At 58.6% G+C, this 17,033-nt stretch carries 19 protein-coding genes; 15 read left to right on the top strand and 4 right to left on the bottom strand.

What is annotated here, in order from left to right; translation table 11 throughout:
* Positions 1–133 precede the first annotated feature (133 nt).
* The gene (locus IB252_RS28310) at positions 134–1,024 is read left to right on the top strand and encodes an AraC family transcriptional regulator (protein ID WP_192410978.1); all 891 of its coding nucleotides are present in this window, start codon (positions 134–136) and stop codon (positions 1,022–1,024) included.
* Between the two features lie 184 nt (positions 1,025–1,208).
* On the opposite strand, the gene IB252_RS28305 is transcribed toward IB252_RS28310, so the two are convergent.
* Entirely contained in the window at positions 1,209–2,873 is a 1,665-nt protein-coding gene (locus IB252_RS28305; protein ID WP_111451804.1) for an electron transfer flavoprotein-ubiquinone oxidoreductase, read from the bottom strand.
* A gap of 549 nt (positions 2,874–3,422) precedes the next feature.
* On the opposite strand from IB252_RS28305, the gene IB252_RS28300 reads away from it, so the two are divergent.
* The 10 genes from IB252_RS28300 (at position 3,423) to IB252_RS28255 (ending at position 13,286) form a co-directional block, all read left to right on the top strand.
* Positions 3,423–4,172, top strand: coding sequence for an electron transfer flavoprotein subunit beta/FixA family protein (locus IB252_RS28300; RefSeq protein ID WP_192410977.1), 750 nt, complete (start codon positions 3,423–3,425; stop codon positions 4,170–4,172).
* Entirely contained in the window at positions 4,173–5,102 is a 930-nt protein-coding gene (locus IB252_RS28295; protein ID WP_192410976.1) for an electron transfer flavoprotein subunit alpha/FixB family protein, read from the top strand.
* A gap of 81 nt (positions 5,103–5,183) precedes the next feature.
* A complete protein-coding gene (locus IB252_RS28290) occupies positions 5,184–6,020 on the top strand; it encodes a substrate-binding periplasmic protein (protein WP_111451806.1) in 837 nt (278 codons plus the stop codon).
* A 9-nt stretch (positions 6,021–6,029) separates the two neighbouring features.
* Positions 6,030–6,386, top strand: a complete 357-nt coding sequence (locus IB252_RS28285; RefSeq protein WP_192410975.1) for a DUF4398 domain-containing protein — start codon at positions 6,030–6,032, stop codon at positions 6,384–6,386.
* Positions 6,383–7,195 carry an OmpA family protein gene (locus IB252_RS28280; RefSeq protein WP_192410974.1) on the top strand — a complete coding sequence of 271 codons (813 nt, stop codon included), beginning with the start codon at positions 6,383–6,385 and terminating at the stop codon, positions 7,193–7,195. The genes IB252_RS28285 and IB252_RS28280 overlap by 4 nt, the downstream gene beginning before the upstream one ends.
* 203 nt (positions 7,196–7,398) lie before the next feature.
* Positions 7,399–8,838, top strand: a complete 1,440-nt coding sequence (locus IB252_RS28275) for a PLP-dependent aminotransferase family protein (RefSeq protein ID WP_008146981.1) — start codon at positions 7,399–7,401, stop codon at positions 8,836–8,838.
* An 88-nt stretch (positions 8,839–8,926) separates the two neighbouring features.
* On the top strand, positions 8,927–9,400 hold the full coding sequence (locus IB252_RS28270) for a translation initiation factor 2 (RefSeq protein ID WP_192410973.1): 474 nt from the start codon (positions 8,927–8,929) through the stop codon (positions 9,398–9,400).
* Between the two features lie 163 nt (positions 9,401–9,563).
* Positions 9,564–9,818 (top strand): YkgJ family cysteine cluster protein, encoded by a 255-nt coding sequence (locus IB252_RS28265; RefSeq protein WP_192410972.1) that lies wholly within the window; start codon positions 9,564–9,566, stop codon positions 9,816–9,818.
* A gap of 41 nt (positions 9,819–9,859) precedes the next feature.
* Complete coding sequence (locus IB252_RS28260; RefSeq protein ID WP_192410971.1) at positions 9,860–10,465, top strand: START domain-containing protein; 606 nt, start codon at positions 9,860–9,862, stop codon at positions 10,463–10,465.
* A gap of 727 nt (positions 10,466–11,192) precedes the next feature.
* On the top strand, positions 11,193–13,286 hold the full coding sequence (locus IB252_RS28255; protein WP_111452403.1) for an LTA synthase family protein: 2,094 nt from the start codon (positions 11,193–11,195) through the stop codon (positions 13,284–13,286).
* Positions 13,287–13,347: 61 nt separating this feature from the next.
* Here the strand turns inward: IB252_RS28255 and IB252_RS28250 are convergent, their stop codons facing one another.
* Complete coding sequence (locus tag IB252_RS28250; protein ID WP_174602692.1) at positions 13,348–13,506, bottom strand: DUF3309 family protein; 159 nt, start codon at positions 13,504–13,506, stop codon at positions 13,348–13,350.
* Here IB252_RS28250 and IB252_RS28245 point away from each other — a divergent pair.
* The 4 genes from IB252_RS28245 (at position 13,499) to csrA (ending at position 15,337) form a co-directional block, all read left to right on the top strand.
* The gene (locus IB252_RS28245) at positions 13,499–13,714 is read left to right on the top strand and encodes a hypothetical protein (RefSeq protein WP_132834338.1); all 216 of its coding nucleotides are present in this window, start codon (positions 13,499–13,501) and stop codon (positions 13,712–13,714) included. The genes IB252_RS28250 and IB252_RS28245 overlap by 8 nt on opposite strands.
* A 71-nt stretch (positions 13,715–13,785) precedes the next feature.
* Entirely contained in the window at positions 13,786–14,601 is an 816-nt protein-coding gene (locus IB252_RS28240) for an SDR family oxidoreductase (protein WP_192410970.1), read from the top strand.
* Positions 14,602–14,665: 64 nt separating this feature from the next.
* Positions 14,666–14,998, top strand: coding sequence for a YnfA family protein (locus IB252_RS28235; RefSeq protein ID WP_074878904.1), 333 nt, complete (start codon positions 14,666–14,668; stop codon positions 14,996–14,998).
* A gap of 153 nt (positions 14,999–15,151) precedes the next feature.
* On the top strand, positions 15,152–15,337 hold the full coding sequence (gene csrA / locus IB252_RS28230; RefSeq protein ID WP_008151243.1) for a carbon storage regulator CsrA: 186 nt from the start codon (positions 15,152–15,154) through the stop codon (positions 15,335–15,337).
* Positions 15,338–15,341: 4 nt separating this feature from the next.
* On the opposite strand, the gene IB252_RS28225 is transcribed toward csrA, so the two are convergent.
* Both IB252_RS28225 and IB252_RS28220 read right to left on the bottom strand, forming a co-directional pair.
* A complete protein-coding gene (locus IB252_RS28225; protein ID WP_003199186.1) occupies positions 15,342–15,569 on the bottom strand; it encodes a YheU family protein in 228 nt (75 codons plus the stop codon).
* Positions 15,570–15,779: 210 nt separating this feature from the next.
* The gene (locus IB252_RS28220; protein WP_192410969.1) at positions 15,780–16,970 is read right to left on the bottom strand and encodes an osmoprotectant NAGGN system M42 family peptidase; all 1,191 of its coding nucleotides are present in this window, start codon (positions 16,968–16,970) and stop codon (positions 15,780–15,782) included.
* Positions 16,971–17,033: the final 63 nt, after the last annotated feature.

Here is a 17,033-nt window from a genome sequence, read left to right as displayed (position 1 = left end):
CACCGGCCATGGCGATTCCTCCGGGTGTCATGCCTAATCCTCCGGCATCAGCCTTCAATGGGTCGCATTGGTCATCAGACCTGCGATGATGCTTTCATCCCTAATCCGCGACATTTTTTTGTGAAGAGCCCTCATGTTGTTGACCCGTCATCTGGATGCCAATGCCACGCTGGTTTCGCTGATTCAGCCTTTGACTAATCGCGACGGTTTCGCTTCCACGGCGTTGCCGGGTGTGCAGGTTTTGCGGGCCAGTTGTGATGTGGCTCGCGGCCCGCAGATTTACGAACCGAGTCTGGTCATCATCGCCCAAGGCAGCAAACTGGCGTATCTGGGGCCGCGTACGCTGGAGTACGGCGCCGGGCATTATTTGATTCAGGCATTGCCGGTGCCGTTCGAATGCGAGACGTTTTCAGCCCCCGATGGCCCGATGCTGGGTGTTTCCATCGCCATTGACCGGGTGTTGCTCGGTGAGTTGGTCTTGGCCATGGGGCTGGTGCCGGGGCGTAATATTGCGGCGCAAACGCCAGCGTCCATGACCTCGGCGGTGCTCGACGATGCGATGCGTGGTTGTGTTGAACGGCTGCTGCGTTGCCTGCACGATCCGCTGGAATGCCAGGTCATGGGGCAGGCGCGATTGCGTGAGTTGTTGTTCGTCGCCTTGCGCGGGCCGCAAGCCGATGTGCTGCGGGCGCTGGTCGAGCAGCAGGGGCAATTCGCCCGGATCGCGGCGTCGCTCAGCCATCTGCATGCGCATTACACCGAACCGCTGAACGTCGAAACCCTGGCCAGTTGCGCGAACATGAGTGCGTCGACCTTTCATGAGCATTTCAAGCGCAGCACCTTGTTGTCGCCAGTGCAGTACTTGAAGCGCTTGCGTTTGCTCAAGGCGCAGACGTTGCTGGTGGCCGAAGGTCTGGGCGTGGCGCAGGTGGCGCATCGGGTCGGGTATCAAAGTACGTCGCAGTTCAGTCGCGAATACAAGCGCTACTTCGAGCGTAGTCCCGGTGACGAACGCGCTGCCTGACACACGCTGATCCCTTGTAGGAGCAAAGCTTGCTCGCGATAGCGTTGTGTCATCCACCATTGTCGTCGTCTGACACACCGCTATCGCGAGCAAGCTTTGCTCCTACAATTGGCGGTAGTGATTCCTGAATGGCGGGCAACAAAAAGGCCCCCATTTCGGGAGCCTTGATGTTCAGCCGTTCGACTTACATGTTCGGGTAAGTCGGGCCGCCAGAGCCTTCCGGCGCCACCCAGGTGATGTTCTGTGCAGGGTCCTTGATGTCGCAGGTCTTGCAGTGAACGCAGTTCTGGGCGTTGATCTGGAAGCGCTTCTCGCCGTCTTCCTTGGTCACCACTTCGTATACGCCGGCCGGGCAGTAACGCTGGGCAGGCTCATCGTAGAGCGGCAGGTTCTTGGCGATCGGGATGCTCGGATCGGTCAGCTTCAGGTGGCACGGCTGCTCTTCTTCATGGTTGGTACCCGAGATGAACACCGAGCTGAGTTTGTCGAAGCTGAGCTTGCCGTCCGGTTTCGGGTAGTCGATCTTCTTGCAGTCGGCCGCCAGCTTGAGGCAAGCGTAATCCGGCTTGGTGTCGTGCAAGGTGAACGGCAGTTTGCCGCCGAAGATGTTCTGGTCGAGCCAGTTGAAACCGCCGCCAACGATGGCGCCGAACTTGTGGATAGCCGGGCCGAAGTTGCGGCTGGCGAACAGTTCGTCGTAGAGCCAGCTCTTCTTGAACGCGTCGACGTAAGTGGTCAGCTCTTCGGTGCCGTCTTTTTCAGCGAACAGCGCCTCGGCCACGGATTCAGCGGCGAGCATGCCGGACTTCATCGCGGTGTGGCTGCCCTTGATCTTGGCGAAGTTCAGGGTGCCGAGGTCGCAACCGATCAGCGCGCCACCCTTGAAGACCATTTTCGGTAGCGAGTTCAGGCCGCCTTTGCAGATGGCGCGAGCGCCGTAGCTGATGCGCTTGCCGCCTTCCAGGTACTGCTTGAGTACCGGGTGATGCTTGAGGCGCTGGAACTCGTCGAACGGCGACAGGAAGGTGTTGCTGTAGGAAAGATCGACGATTAGACCGACTACAACCTGATTGTTTTCCAGGTGATAGAGGAACGAGCCACCGGTGTTCTCGGTGCCCATGATGTCCAGCGGCCAACCGGCGGTGTGGACCACCAGGCCTGGTTGATGCTTGGCCGGGTCGATTTCCCAGATTTCTTTCAGGCCGATGCCGTAGTGCTGGGCGTCGGCATCGCTGTCGAGGTTGAAGCGCTTGATCAGTTGCTTGCCGATATGGCCACGGCAACCTTCGGCGAACAGCGTGTACTTGCCACGCAGTTCCATGCCCGGGGTGTACAGGCCTTCTTTCGGGTTACCTTCGCGGTCAACGCCCAGGTCGCCGGTGATGATCCCGCGAACTACGCCGTTTTCGTCGAACAGTGCTTCCTGAGCGGCGAAGCCTGGGTAGATTTCCACGCCCAGGTTCTCGGCCTGCTGGGCCAGCCAGCGGCACAGGTTGCCCAGGGAGATGATGTAGTTGCCTTCGTTGTGCATGGTCTTGGGCACAAAGAGGTCAGGAATCTTTTGCGCGCTGTCGGCGTTCTTGAGAACGAAGATGTCATCGCGGGTGACTGGCGTATTCAGCGGGGCGCCGAGTTCTTTCCAGTCAGGGAACAATTCGTTCAGGGCGCGTGGTTCGAACACGGCGCCGGACAGGATGTGAGCACCGACTTCGGAGCCTTTTTCGACCACGCAGACGCTGATTTCCTTACCGGCTTCGGCGGCCTTCTGCTTCAATCGGCAGGCGGCGGAAAGACCAGCGGGGCCGGCACCGACGATGACCACGTCGAATTCCATGTATTCGCGTTCCACAGGTTATCTCCTACTCAAGGCTCAACAGTTTTTTTTCTAATTGGAGGTTTGGTGTCGCATCCATGAATTCCTGCGCAATGCAGGAAGAGGACAATCGATGAGCCACCTTTCTCTCTAAGGTGGCGCATTATATCTACACCACTCCTAGCGTCCAATACAAACGTTTGTTTGAATCGGCTCAAAGCCAGAGAAATCAAAGTCACGCGGCTTATGACTGGCCATTTTGCCGTATTGACCGGAATAGGCGTTCCGGTCAAGATACGGTCGGTTTTGCGCTCGCCGTAGGCTGACTGTTGGTTTCAAGAGCACCTCTAAAGACAGGGCGATGGCAGTACAAGGTGATGCGCAGCGCAGGTTCCGGCGCGCAGTTTACACGCCGCGATAATGAATGACTCGTCAGTCACCACTGACGAACGGTCATCTTCATCGTGAGTGCTTGTCACTTGACACCTTTGCCAGCGTTTTTAGAGGTGCCCTTGCGCCGATGAGCATCAAACCGCCAGGTTCGCCTAGGCGACTTTCTTTTCACCGGAGAGTAACGAGGAATCCATGAAGGTTCTTGTAGCTGTCAAACGCGTTGTGGATTACAACGTCAAGGTTCGCGTCAAGGCGGACAATTCCGGCGTCGACCTCGCCAACGTCAAGATGTCGATGAACCCGTTCTGCGAAATCGCAGTGGAAGAAGCCGTACGCCTGAAAGAGAAAGGTGTTGCGACTGAAATCGTCGTCGTCTCCATCGGCCCGTCCACCGCTCAAGAGCAACTGCGCACCGCGCTGGCTCTGGGTGCCGACCGCGCCATCCTCGTCGAATCCGCTGAAGACCTGACTTCGCTGGCCGTTGCCAAGCTGCTCAAGGCTGTTGTCGACAAGGAACAGCCTCAGCTGGTGATCCTTGGCAAACAAGCCATCGACAGCGACAACAACCAGACTGGCCAGATGCTCGCGGCATTGAGCGGCTACGGTCAGGGCACGTTCGCGTCCAAAGTCGAAATCAGCGGCGACAACGTTGCCGTGACTCGTGAAGTCGACGGCGGCGCGCAGACAGTTTCCCTGAAGCTGCCGGCCATCGTCACCACTGACCTGCGTTTGAACGAGCCGCGTTACGCGTCCCTGCCAAACATCATGAAAGCCAAGAAGAAGCCTCTCGAAGTGCTGACTCCGGACGCTTTGGGCGTTTCCACCGCCTCCACCAACAAGACCGTGAAAGTCGAAGCGCCAGCTGCACGCAGCGCGGGTATCAAGGTCAAGTCGGTGGCTGAACTGGTTGAAAAACTCAAGAACGAAGCGAAGGTAATCTAAATGACTATCTTGGTTATTGCTGAACACGACAACAAAGTGCTGGCCCCGGCCACGCTGAACACCGTGGCTGCCGCCGTTAAAATCGGTGGTGACATCCACGTTCTGGTGGCAGGTCAGGGCGCTGGCGCCGTGGCTGAAGCCGCTGCGAAAATCGCTGGCGTGAGCAAAGTCCTGTCGGCTGACAATGCTGCCTACGCGCATCAGCTACCGGAAAACGTTGCTCCTCTGGTTGCCGAATTGGGCAAGGGCTACAGCCACATCCTGGCTGCCGCCACTTCCAATGGCAAAAACATCCTGCCGCGCGTTGCTGCGCAGCTGGACGTTGACCAGATCTCCGAGATCATCTCGGTCGAAAGCGCTGACACTTTCAAGCGCCCGATCTACGCCGGTAACGCCATCGCCACCGTTCAATCGAACGCTGCGGTCAAAGTGATCACCGTGCGTGCTACCGGTTTCGATCCGGTTGCCGCTGAAGGTGGTTCGGCTTCGGTTGAAGCCGTTGGCGCTGTTCACGATGCGGGTATTTCCAGCTTCGTCGGCGAAGAACTGGCCAAGTCCGATCGTCCGGAACTGACCGCTGCCAAGATCGTCGTTTCCGGCGGTCGCGGCATGCAGAACGGCGACAACTTCAAACACCTGTACGCCCTGGCCGACAAGCTGGGCGCTGCCGTCGGTGCTTCCCGCGCTGCGGTTGACGCAGGTTTCGTACCCAACGACATGCAGGTCGGTCAGACCGGCAAGATCGTTGCGCCACAGCTGTACATCGCCGTCGGTATCTCCGGCGCGATCCAGCACCTGGCCGGCATGAAAGACTCCAAAGTGATCGTTGCGATCAACAAGGACGAAGAAGCGCCGATCTTCCAGGTGGCCGATTACGGCCTGGTGGCGGACTTGTTCGAAGCCATCCCTGAGTTCGAGAAGCTGGTCTAATCCAGCGGCCTGACTTATAAAGAGCCCGACCTTTTGGTCGGGCTTTTTTTTTGTTCCGGATTTGAGTGGGAGAGTGTCGCCATGGATCTGCGCCGCGTTTACGGCTGGTCATTGCTGCTGGGTCTGACAGTGTTGCCGGCGCTGTCCGTCGCCGCAGGCAAGTGCGAACGCCTGGTGGTGACCGGCAGCCCGGATGCGCCGCCGTACCTGTGGCAAGACCCGCAACACCCCAAGCACCTGATCGGCGCCAGTGCCGACCTGTTGCAGCAGGTGGCGGGGGAGTTGGGGATCAAGGTCGAACTGCTTTACGCCGGCAAACGCTCCCAGGCCCTGGACGAAGTGCGCAGTGGGCGAATGGACATGCTGGCGGATGCGTCATTGACGGTCAGTGAACTGGACACTCTGGATTACATTCATCCTCCGTTACTGGAAAACGATTACCTGGTCTGGACCCGCAAAGACTCGACGCTGGTCTACAACGAAGCGCAGGACCTTCACGGTCATCCCGGCGCGCTGTCGGAAAAGTCTCGTATGACCCAGGCATTTGGTGTGTTCGCCCAGCAGCAATTGACCCTCGCACGTACACCTAACCTGACCCAGGCCTTTCAGAAATTGCTGCTGGGCGAGGTGGAATTTGTCCTTGCCGGACGCTATTCGGGCATGGCGGCCGCGCAGACACTTCACCTGGCCAACGACCTGGTCGCCCGCCCACAACCGATCGACAAACCCGGCTTGTTCCTCGCGGTTTCCCACAACTCCGCCTGCAACGATCCGTGGTTGCGCGGACAGCTGGCCAAAAAGATGACAGAATTGCCCGCGTCCGGACTGACGGAAGCCGTGCTGCAACGCAATATCGAGCGCTGGAAGGCGCAGCTCTCACAGCCGCAGCAACCACCTGTCAGTACCCCAAAACAGTAGGGATTTTTAGTGAGTATTCGACCTCTTTTCGTTGCCCTGGCCGTTCTGGCTCTGGCGGGTTGTGCAGCCGATCCGGCGCCGAATGAACAATTGCGCCTGACCGAACAGGCACTCGAGCAGGCCAAGGCGGTGGGCGCCACCGCCGCCGACGTGCCGGAAATGAAACTGGCCGAAGACAAGTTCAACCGCGCCAAGGGCAGCATGAACGACCAATCCTTCAAGAACGCGCGCATGCGGGCCGAGCAGGCCGAGCTGGACGCGCGACTGGCCGAAGCCCGGGTTCTGACCCTCAAGAGCGAGGAGCAGTTGAACGTGCTCAACACCCGCATCACTCGCCTGCGCAAGCAACTGGGAGATGTCCAATGAGCCTCAAGACCAAAGCATTGGGCGGTTTGATCCTGGCAGGCTGCGCCAGCCTCTATGGTTGTGCCGGTCAGCACAGCGAGGCCGCGTTGCAGCAGGCCAGTACTGACTTTCAGAAGGTCAAGGAAGATTCCAGCGTGCTGCGAATCGCGCCCAAGGACGTGATTCGCGCCGGTGAGTCGCTAGCCCGTGCCGATCGTCTGTCCAGCTATTGGGGCAGTGGATCGGACGTGCTGCATTACGCTTACCTGAGTGAACGCTATAGCGAAATCGCGCGCGAACACACCAATCAGGTGCTCAACGAGGAACGTGCGGCGAAGCTCGAACTGGAGCGTCAGCGCCTGCAGCTGGCCTTGCGCGAATCCAAACTGCTCAGCGTGCAGCAGCAGGGCAAGTGGCTCGAAGAACAGATTGTCGCGTTGGCGACCACCCAGACCGATCGCGGCCTGGTGATGACCTTGGGCGACGTGCTGTTCGACACGGGTGAAGCGGAGTTGAAAAACTCGGCGAACCGCGTGGTGTTGAAGATCGTGCAGTTCTTGCAGCTCAACCCCAAGCGCGTAGTGCGCATCGAAGGTTACGCCGACAGTACCGGCGGCAAGCAGGAAAACCTCAAGCTGTCCCGTGACCGTGCGCAATCGGTGGCAGATGTGCTGATGGATTTGGGCATCGACGATAAACGCATTCAGGTCGAAGGCTACGGCGATGAATATCCGGTCGACGTGAACGCCTCCGAACGGGGACGTGCACAGAACCGTCGGGTAGAAATTGTGTTTTCTGACGAAAAAGGCCAGCTCGGCGCTGCCCGTTAAGGGCTGCGTCACTGGAAAACCCGGCCTGCCCGCCAGCGCCGGGTTTTTTTACGCCTGCTGATCGACTCCAAAAAAACAGTACAGTTTTTGCTGACACTGCACTGTACGGTCGACTATTGTGGCAACTGTCCCCGTACACTTCTAAACTGTTCCGGTATTGTTTCACACAAGAATAAAATGCCCGTGAAATCGAGTGCTGCGTCATGACCAATCTCTTGCTCTACCAACGTATTGCTCAACAACTGGCCGAAGACATCCGCCGTGGCGTCTATCAACCGGGGGAGCGCGTGCCTTCGGTGCGCAAGATGAGTTCACAGCTCAACGTCAGCCATGCGACGGTGTTGCAGGCTTACGCCAATCTCGAGGATCAGGGGCTGATCCGCGCCCGGCCGCAGTCGGGTTACTACGTGCACCAGACCCCGGCCCTGACCGCGCCGACACCGGACATCGCTCGGGTCGAGCGTCCAGGTCTGGTCACTCGCAGCAGCATCATCCAACAAGTTCTGGTCGAATCCCGCCGCGAGGGTGTGTTTCCCTTGGGCGCGGCCGTACCGAGTGTTGATTATCTGCCGGTGCGGGCGCTGCATCAGCAACTGGCCAAAGTCACCCGTTTTCATAGCCCGCGGGCGTTCAGCTACATGTTCAGCCCGGGTTTCGAACCGTTGCGCCGACAAGTGGCGATCCGCATGCGCGATGCCGGCGTGGTGGTCGATCCGTCGGAAGTGGTCATTACCCACGGCTGCGTTGATGCCTTGCAGATGTCTCTGCGTGTGCTGACTCGCCCGGGCGACCTGATCGCCGCCGAGTCGCCGACCTACTACGGTTTGCTGCAACTGGCTGACCTTCTGGGCCTCAAGGTCATCGAGATTCCGAGCGATCCGGCCACCGGTATGAGCCTCGAAGCTTTGCAGCTGGCGGCCAACCAGTGGTCGATCAAGGCGCTGGTGCTGACCACTCGTCTGAGCAATCCATTGGGCGGCACCATGCCCGAAGAGCGGCAGAAGCAACTGCTGCGCCTGGCCTCGGATTTCGATATCCAGATTGTCGAAGACGATATCTACGGCGAACTGATGTTCGAGCAGGGTCGCACCAAATCACTTAAAGCCTACGATCGGCTGGATCGGGTGATCTATTGCTCCAGCTTTTCCAAAACCCTGTCGCCGGGCGTGCGGATCGGCTGGATGATTGCCGGCAAGTACCAGCAGGAAATCCAGCGTTTGCAGACCTTCAGCACCCATTCGGCCTGCAGCGTCACGCAGATGGGCATTGCGGCGTACCTGGAGAACGGTGGTTACGACCGGCATTTGCGCTACATCCGTCAGGAGTACCGCAAGAACCTCAGCGCTTTCCAGCTGGCGGTGCAGCAATACTTCCCGGAAGGCACGCAGATGACCCGGCCGACCGGCGGCTTCATTCTGTGGGTCAGCCTGCCGGGGCGGGTCAACACGCAGGAGCTGCACGTTCGTGCGTTGCAGCAGGGCATCAGCATCGCGCCGGGGCTGATTTTCAGTAACACCGAGCAGTTCAACCACTGCATTCGACTGAACTGCGGCACACCCTGGAACCGTGAAGCCGAGCGTGCATTGATGACCCTGGGCATGCTCGCCACCCAACTCTGTCAGGAGATGGTCGGCGGCTTTTGAGGGGGCGGGCAGGATATTCCTGCCCGAGCTTGTCATGTCGCCTGCAACAGGCGAGCATATGGCTCCTGCCGTTTGTACCGTTGGGTCCATGAAGCCGATTTTACCCGCCGTATGGCTATCGATCTGCCTGCTGATGACCTTCCAGGCCGAAGGTGTATTAGCGGCTTCCGTTCAGGAAAAACCGGCAGCCAGCGCCACGTCGAAAAAGCCGGCTCCCGCTAAAAAAGCCACGCCGGTCAAAAAGAAAGCGGCCCCGGTGAAAAAACGACCGCCGATTGCCTCCAAGTCCAAACCCGCCAGTGAGGTCGTGAAAACCAAGCTCCCTTCGGCCGACCTGGATTTGAGTCTGCCCCAAGGCATGGTCGAGGAACTGAAACCGATTGGTACGGTACCGATGCCCCGACACGATGCGGTATTGCCACAAATGTTTGGTGACAAGACCGGCAGCTCTCCATTTCAGCTCAACGGGAGGCTGATCAGCAACGAAATGAAGTTGCAACTGCGCAACGAAGAGCGCCGTGAAGTTGAAGGCGCAGCCCTGGAATTCGAGTTCAAACGATAATTTCTTCCCGTTCGTGACCTGCTGGCCAGACGCTTTGTCGGAGACTGGTCGGTCACGCTCGTTTAAGCGAAAAAACCAGGGTCCAGACAATTTTAAACAAGCGTTTTAGCGGTTACTCTGTGCCACGTCCTTTAACACATCGCCCGTCGAGGAGCTCGTCGTCATGAAATGCCGTGAAGGCTGTGGCGCCTGTTGCATTGCCCCTTCCATCAGTTCACCGATTCCCGGCATGCCCAATGGCAAGCCGGCGGGAGAACGTTGCGTACAACTCTCTGTCGATAACCTGTGCGGCATTTTCGGCAAACCGGAACGTCCTGCAGTGTGTTCGGCGTTCGAAGCCGACATCGAAGTCTGCGGAAGCAGCCGTGACGAAGCGATCAAATTGTTGGGTTGGTGGGAGAAAATGACGGCGGCGTGATGTGTTCAACGAACGGATCTTCAACAATAAGGAATAAGACTATGGGTTCGCTGCAACGTATGGCTGTGCTGTGTGGTTTGACGGTTTTGCTGGCTTCCACGGCCGCTCAAGCAGAAGACTGGAAAGTTGCCAAGAACGAAGACGGTATCAAGGTTTCCTTGAGTGAAGTGGCTGGCTCCGATTACAAGGCTTACCAGGGCGTCACGCTGATGAAGACCACCATCGCCAAACTGCGTGCGCTGCAGGAAGACGTGTCAGGCGCTTGCGCCTGGATTCACGACTGTAAAACCCAGAAGTTGCTCAAGCACGAAGGCGATCAAAACTGGACCTACACCCAGTTCAATACGCCTTGGCCGGTGACCGCGCGTGACTCGGTGTTGCATGTCACCACCATCGAGGGTGCTGATGGCAGCCTGACCCGCAAACTCGAAGGTGTGCCGAAGTACATTCCTGAAGAAAAAGGCTTCGTCCGGGTTACCAAGGTCGATGGTTTCTGGAAGTTTGTGCCCAAGGGCGATCAGGTTGAGGTGACCTATCAGGTGCATACCGAGCCGGGCGGTAGCATTCCGTCGATGGTGGCCAACAAGTTTGTGGTGGATGCGCCGTTTAATACTTTGAAAGCCCTGAAGGCACGGGCTGAGAAGTAATCGCTCCGTTTTTTGATAAAGCGCCCTGACCTTATTTGGGGCGTTTGCTATTTGGTGGGGCGGTTTATTTGATCGGGGGCATATCCGTTTTTGCGGCTGGAGGCGAGCTAACGCTCGGCCTGATGAGTGGTGAGAAGCAAAAGCTGTACGCCGATCTGCTTTATGTGGGAGCGGGCTTGCTCGCGAAGCTGTCGATCTTGCCGTTGCCGTTGCCGTTGCCGTTGCTTTGGATTTTGATCTTGATCTGCTTGCCCTTTTCCCTGAGGCCGAACGCAGGCCTTGCGCAGGGGGCACCGCGGCAAGGATGGCGGCGGGCCCCCGGAGCAATGCCTTCATTACGGCATGCCGAGCCTAGGGTAGGCACCGAATGGCGGGGCAGAAGCGCTTTGGTTACTTTCCGCCGGGCCGCGCAGGCTTTTCGAAAGTGACTAGCTGTAAAAGCGAAACCGCCAGTCGCCGTTACCGCAGAAACGGATATGCCCCCGAACTAACTGCATTAGGGCAGGGGGACTTTATTTTGTTTCCGAATATGCGTTGCACGAAATTTTCACAAAGCCTCCAAGACAATTCGCCCGCGCCAACATCCGGGCAGTAATCAATGGCAATGCGACGGTTGATCGTGCAACATTTGCGCACCGTGCAAGCCCCGGGGCCGAGTACTGGCCAACAGAGGGCAAGGCGCAGCCGTATTTTTGAAACTTCAACTTCCAATGGGTCCTAAAACGACATGGCAATCCCGGACGCCCTGAATCAGCAGCGAGCTTCTAGTCGCCTGCTGCAACCGACCGTCAAATCGCATCTGGCCTACACGCTGCTGTGTGCCCTGGTCATGATGGTCATGTTCAGCCTGCTGCGCGTTGCGCTGCTGGTTTACAACCGCGAGATGATCCTCGACACCCCGGCCTCGACCTTTCTCGAAGCGTTCGCCAACGGTCTGCGTTTCGACCTGCGCCTGGTGGTCTACCTCAGCATTCCATTGCTGCTGGCGCTGTTCAGCGCCCGGGCGATGGCCGCCCGCGGATTCTTCCGGTTCTGGCTGACCATTGCCTCGAGCATCGCCCTGTTCCTCGGCCTGATGGAGATGGACTTCTACCGCGAGTTCCACCAGCGCCTCAACGGCCTGGTCTTCCAATATGTAAAGGAAGACCCGAAAACCGTGATGAGCATGCTTTGGTACGGTTTTCCGGTGGTTCGCTACCTGCTGGCCTGGGCCGTGGGCACGTTGATCCTGACCCTGGCGTTCAAGGGCGCCGACCGCGCCACCCGTCCACGTGGCCCCTTCAGCGGCGGCAGCATTGGCACGCGCCAGATCGCTCCATGGTATGCACGCATCACGGTGTTCGTCGTCTGCCTGATGGTTTGCGTGGTGGCCGCTCGTGGCACCCTGCGTCAGGGCCCGCCACTGCGTTGGGGTGACGTTTATACCACCAACTCGAACTTCGCCAACCAATTGGGCCTCAACGGCACCTTGTCGCTGGTCGCCGCGGCCAAGAGCCGCATCTCCGAAGATCGCGACAACGTCTGGAAGGCCACGTTGCCACAGCCTGAAGCGCAGAAAGTCGTGCGTGACATGCTGGTGATGCCGGACGACAAACTGGTGGATGCCGAAACCGCAGCCGTGCGTCGCGATTACACGCCGCCGGCCGACAAAACCCTGCCGATCAAGAATGTCGTCGTGATCCTGATGGAAAGCATGGCCGGTCACTCGGTGGGCGCCTTGGGTGCACCGGGCAACATCACGCCGTACCTCGACAAATTGTCGAAGGAAGGCCTGCTGTTTGATCGCTTCTTCTCCAACGGCACCCATACCCACCAGGGTATGTTCGCCACCATGGCGTGCTTCCCGAACCTGCCAGGTTTCGAATACCTGATGCAGACGCCGGAAGGCAGCCACAAGTTGTCCGGCCTGCCGCAATTGCTCAGTGCCCGTAAATATGACGACGTGTACGTCTACAACGGCGACTTCGCCTGGGATAACCAGTCGGGTTTCTTCAGCAACCAGGGCATGACCAACTTCATTGGTCGTAATGACTTCGTGAACCCGGTGTTCTCTGATCCGACCTGGGGCGTGTCCGACCAGGACATGTTCGACCGTGGTCTGGTCGAGCTCAAGGCGCGGGAAAACGGCAAGCCGTTCTATGCGTTGCTGCAAACCCTGTCCAACCACACGCCATATGCCTTGCCGACGCCATTGCCGGTTGAACCTGTAACCGATCGCGGTAGCTTGAACGAGCATTTGACCGCCATGCGTTATGCGGACTGGGCGCTGGGCCAGTTCTTTGAAAAGGCCCGCAAGGAGCCGTATTTCAAGGAAACCCTGTTTGTGATCGTCGGCGACCACGGTTTTGGCAACGAGCGTCAGATCACCGAAATGGACCTGGGCCGCTTCAACGTGCCGATGCTGATGATCGCTCCGGGCATCCAGGAAAAATTCGGCCAGCTTGACCATACCGTGGGCACGCAGATCGACATCGTGCCGACCATCATGGGTCGTATTGGTGGTGAAGTGCGTCATCAGTGCTGGGGCCGCGATTTGCTCAACCTGCCTGAAGGCGACACCGGTTTCGGCGTGATCAAGCCGTCGGGTAGCGAGCAGACCACCGCCATCATCACGGCTGATCAGATTCTGGTGCTGCCGAAAGAAAAGGAAATGGCGCCGAAGATGTACCAGTACCAACTGGGCGCGACACCTCACGCCGAGATTGTTCCAAATGCACCGCGTACCGCAGAGCTGAAACTCAAGCTCGAAGCGTTCCTGCAAACGGCGACCAAGAGCCTGATCGACAACACCGCCGGTGTGGTTGATGGCAAGCCGGACTAAGTCTTGATGCAATTAAAAAGAGGCCCTTGAAAAGGGCCTCTTTTTTTTGCCTGTTAAACCTTTATATCTTGCCGAGCAACAGCAGGATCAACAGCACCACCAACACCACGCCGATGATACCCGACGGGCCATAACCCCAACTTCTGGAGTGCGGGAAGACCGGTAAACCACCTACCAGCAGGAGGATCAGAATAATGATAAGAATTGTGCCCATGTCTATTTCCTTGTTGGAAGTGTTCTGGAATTACCTGGCGTTTAGCTGTCAGCCGGGCTGTTATAAAACCGGGCTGCTTACAAATCCGACTGTGGCGAATGAAAGAAAATTCCAAGTTTTTTTAATGTTTTTCGAAGAAAGGCTTATTTCGTTTTTAATGAGTCTAGTTGGTTCAGGCGCTGCCATGGTTTGCTCGAGCCATTCAGCAATCTGATGGAGCGTGGGTCGGGCATTGTCCTTCGCTACACTCGATGCATCTTCCCCGGAACAACAAGGCTGTTTGCTATGCAAAATCGCATGATGATCACTGGCGCGGGCTCGGGCCTGGGTCGCGAAATCGCGCTGCGCTGGGCCCGTGAAGGCTGGCAGCTGGCCTTGTCGGATGTCAGCGAACCCGGTCTGCAGGAAACCCTGAAACGGGTTCGCGAAGCCGGCGGCGACGGTTTTATCCAGCGTTGCGACGTGCGCGATTACAGCCAACTGACCGCTTTCGCCCAAGCCTGCGAAGAGAAACTCGGTGGCATCGATGTCATCGTCAACAACGCTGGCGTTGCCTCGGGCGGGTTCTTCAGTGAACTGTCCCTGGAAGACTGGGACTGGCAGATCGCGATCAACCTGATGGGCGTGGTCAAGGGCTGCAAAGCCTTCCTGCCGCTGCTGGAAAAAAGCAAAGGCAAGATCATCAACATCGCGTCGATGGCCGCCCTGATGCAAGGCCCGGCCATGAGCAACTACAACGTGGCCAAGGCTGGCGTGGTGGCGTTGTCCGAAAGCTTGTTGGTCGAGCTGGCGCAGCAGGAAATCGGCGTGCATGTGGTGTGCCCGTCGTTCTTCCAGACCAACCTGCTGGACTCGTTCCGTGGCCCGACGCCGGCCATGAAAGCCCAGGTCGGCAAGTTGCTGGAAAGCTCGCCGATCAGCGCGGCCGACATTGCCGACTACATCTTTCAGCATGTCGCCGCTGGCGAATTCTTGATCCTGCCTCACGAACAGGGCCGCATGGCCTGGGCGCTCAAGCAGAAGAACCCGCAGCTGCTCTACGACGAAATGACCGTCATGGCCGACAAAATGCGCGCCAAGGCCAAACAAACCGCAGGTTGAACTTGCCCGTACGCAACACCGTCGTTAGGGTGGCCGCCATCGGCCATCCTCGCGAGTTGTATGCATGCTCAATTACCTGTGGTTTTTCCTCGCCGCGCTGTTCGAAATCGCCGGCTGCTTTGCCTTCTGGATGTGGCTGCGCCAGGGTAAAAGCGCCTGGTGGGTCGTGCCCGCTCTGCTTAGTCTGACCTTGTTCGCGCTGCTGCTGACCCGCATCGAAGCGACCTACGCCGGTCGCGCCTATGCCGCATACGGTGGCATCTACATCATCGCGTCGATCGGCTGGCTGGCGGTGGTCGAGCGGATTCGTCCGCTGGGTTCGGACTGGCTCGGCGTGGCGCTGTGTGTCATCGGGGCCAGCGTCATCCTTTTCGGCCCGCGCTTCTCCGCTTCCTGAAGGATCGGTCCTTCATTCAATGGGTTTGTAGGACGTTTCCATAGGATCTGTTCGGGCGGCGCTGTAGGGCGGGACTGATTTGCCGCTGTCGCATTGAAGCCCTACTCAGTGCAGGGCATCTTCAGGGTTCGATAACCCTGAAGGACGAATGCCATGCTTGTACTCAGTCGCGTTGTGGGCGAGTTGATTTCCATCGGTGACAACATTTCCGTGCGCATTCTTGCCGTCAACGGAGGCAGTGTGCGCTTCGGTGTCGAAGCGCCGCAAAACGTCAACGTGCACCGGTCCGAGGTCTACGACCGCATCCAGGTCAAACTGGCGAAAAACAAAGGACGCTGAGGTCTCAGTCGAACAGGTGCTTGGGCACATCGTGTTTGAGCATCAACTGGCATTGCTCGCTTTCCGGGTCGAAGACAATCAGCGCCTGGCCCTTGGTCAATGCCTGGCGAACACGCAGCACACGGGTTTCCAGCGGCGTGTCATCGCCGTTGTCCGTACCGTCACGGGTCACGAAATCCTCGATCAGGCGGGTGAGGGTGTCGACTTCAAGTTGGTCGTGGGGGATCAGCATAGGCACCTCGGCTAAACAATGGCGCGATGCTACGGCGAATGGGAGGTTGCGGCTAGCCTGGGGATTAAAGGGTGCCTGATCTGTGATCGTTCCCACGCTCTGCGTGGGAATGCCTCAAGGGACGCTCCGCGTTCCAGCTCTAGAAAGGGACGCGGAGCGTCCCGGGCTGCATTCCCACGCAGAGCGTGGGAACGATCGAGTACGCCAACGTCAGGTATCCGACCGCTGCCCCACCAGACTATCCACCGACGGCACCCGCGTATCGCTTTCCATCTGCGTCTCATGTTCGATCTGATGACTGAACCGGTCCAGCGACCCCTTGGCAGGTTGTGCATCGCTGGCAAACACCGGCGGACTCAGAATGTAGGCGCCGAGCAATCGACTGAGCGCAGCGAGGCTGTCGATGTGGGTGCGTTCGTAGCCATGAGTGGCGTCGCAGCCGAAGGCGAGCAGGGCGGTGCGAATGTCATGCCCGGCGGTGACCGCCGAATGGGCATCGCTGAAGTAATAGCGGAACAGGTCGCGGCGTACCGGTAATTCGTTGTCACTGGCCAGGCGCAGCAGATGCCGCGACAGGTGATAGTCGTAAGGTCCACCGGAATCCTGCATGGCCACGCTCACCGCGTGTTCGCTGGAATGCTGACCCGGCGCGACCGGGGCAATGTCGATGCCGACGAATTCGCTGACGTCCCACGGTAACGCCGCCGCCGCGCCGCTGCCGGTTTCCTCGGTAATGGTGAACAGCGGATGACAGTCGATCATCAGCTCCTGGCCGCTGTCGACGATCGCTTTGAGCGCCGCGAGCAATGCGGCAACGCCGGCCTTGTCATCGAGATGTCGGGCGCTGATGTGGCCGCTTTCGGTGAATTCCGGCAAAGGGTCGAAGGCGACAAAATCACCGACGCTGATCCCCAGGGAGTCGCAATCGGCGCGGGTGGCGCAATAGGCGTCCAGGCGCAGCTCGATGTGATCCCAACTGATCGGCATTTCATCCACGGCGGTATTGAACGCATGCCCGGAAGCCATCAGCGGCAGCACGCTGCCTCGAATCACGCCGTTGTCGGTAAACAGGCTGACCCGGCTGCCCTCGGCAAAACGACTGGACCAGCAGCCGACAGGCGCCAGGGTCAGACGACCGTTGTCCTTGATCGCGCGAACCGCCGCGCCGATGGTGTCGAGGTGAGCGGAGACGGCGCGGTCGGGACTGTTTTTCTTGCCCTTGAGCGTGGCGCGGATAGTGCCGCGGCGGGTCATCTCAAAGGGAATGCCCAGCTCTTCAAGCCGTTCGGCGACGTAACGCACGATGGTGTCGGTGAACCCGGTCGGGCTGGGAATGGCGAGCATTTCCAGCAGGACTTTTTGCAGGTAGTTCAGATCTGGTTCGGGAATGTTACTGGTCATGGAAACTCCTGATGAGTTGAGGCCTGATCGTTCCCACGCTCTGCGTGGGAATGCAGCCCGGGA

The organism is Pseudomonas sp. PDM10 (assembly GCF_014852295.1).
Classification (GTDB): Bacteria; Pseudomonadota; Gammaproteobacteria; order Pseudomonadales; family Pseudomonadaceae; genus Aquipseudomonas.
Note: the sequence above shows the minus strand (reverse complement) of the source record. Positions and strands in the feature narration are given on the sequence as shown.

Coding starts and splice junctions, on each gene's coding strand:
- IB252_RS28310 (WP_192410978.1), top strand. CDS start 134: ATGTTGTTGACCCGTCATCTGGATGCCAATGCCACGCTGGTTTCGCTG.
- IB252_RS28300 (WP_192410977.1), top strand. CDS start 3,423: ATGAAGGTTCTTGTAGCTGTCAAACGCGTTGTGGATTACAACGTCAAG.
- IB252_RS28295 (WP_192410976.1), top strand. CDS start 4,173: ATGACTATCTTGGTTATTGCTGAACACGACAACAAAGTGCTGGCCCCG.
- IB252_RS28290 (WP_111451806.1), top strand. CDS start 5,184: ATGGATCTGCGCCGCGTTTACGGCTGGTCATTGCTGCTGGGTCTGACA.
- IB252_RS28280 (WP_192410974.1), top strand. CDS start 6,383: ATGAGCCTCAAGACCAAAGCATTGGGCGGTTTGATCCTGGCAGGCTGC.
- IB252_RS28275 (WP_008146981.1), top strand. CDS start 7,399: ATGACCAATCTCTTGCTCTACCAACGTATTGCTCAACAACTGGCCGAA.
- IB252_RS28270 (WP_192410973.1), top strand. CDS start 8,927: ATGAAGCCGATTTTACCCGCCGTATGGCTATCGATCTGCCTGCTGATG.
- IB252_RS28265 (WP_192410972.1), top strand. CDS start 9,564: ATGAAATGCCGTGAAGGCTGTGGCGCCTGTTGCATTGCCCCTTCCATC.
- IB252_RS28260 (WP_192410971.1), top strand. CDS start 9,860: ATGGGTTCGCTGCAACGTATGGCTGTGCTGTGTGGTTTGACGGTTTTG.
- IB252_RS28255 (WP_111452403.1), top strand. CDS start 11,193: ATGGCAATCCCGGACGCCCTGAATCAGCAGCGAGCTTCTAGTCGCCTG.
- IB252_RS28245 (WP_132834338.1), top strand. CDS start 13,499: ATGTCTATTTCCTTGTTGGAAGTGTTCTGGAATTACCTGGCGTTTAGC.
- IB252_RS28240 (WP_192410970.1), top strand. CDS start 13,786: ATGCAAAATCGCATGATGATCACTGGCGCGGGCTCGGGCCTGGGTCGC.
- IB252_RS28235 (WP_074878904.1), top strand. CDS start 14,666: ATGCTCAATTACCTGTGGTTTTTCCTCGCCGCGCTGTTCGAAATCGCC.
- csrA (WP_008151243.1), top strand. CDS start 15,152: ATGCTTGTACTCAGTCGCGTTGTGGGCGAGTTGATTTCCATCGGTGAC.
- IB252_RS28225 (WP_003199186.1), bottom strand. CDS start 15,569: ATGCTGATCCCCCACGACCAACTTGAAGTCGACACCCTCACCCGCCTG.
- IB252_RS28220 (WP_192410969.1), bottom strand. CDS start 16,970: ATGACCAGTAACATTCCCGAACCAGATCTGAACTACCTGCAAAAAGTC.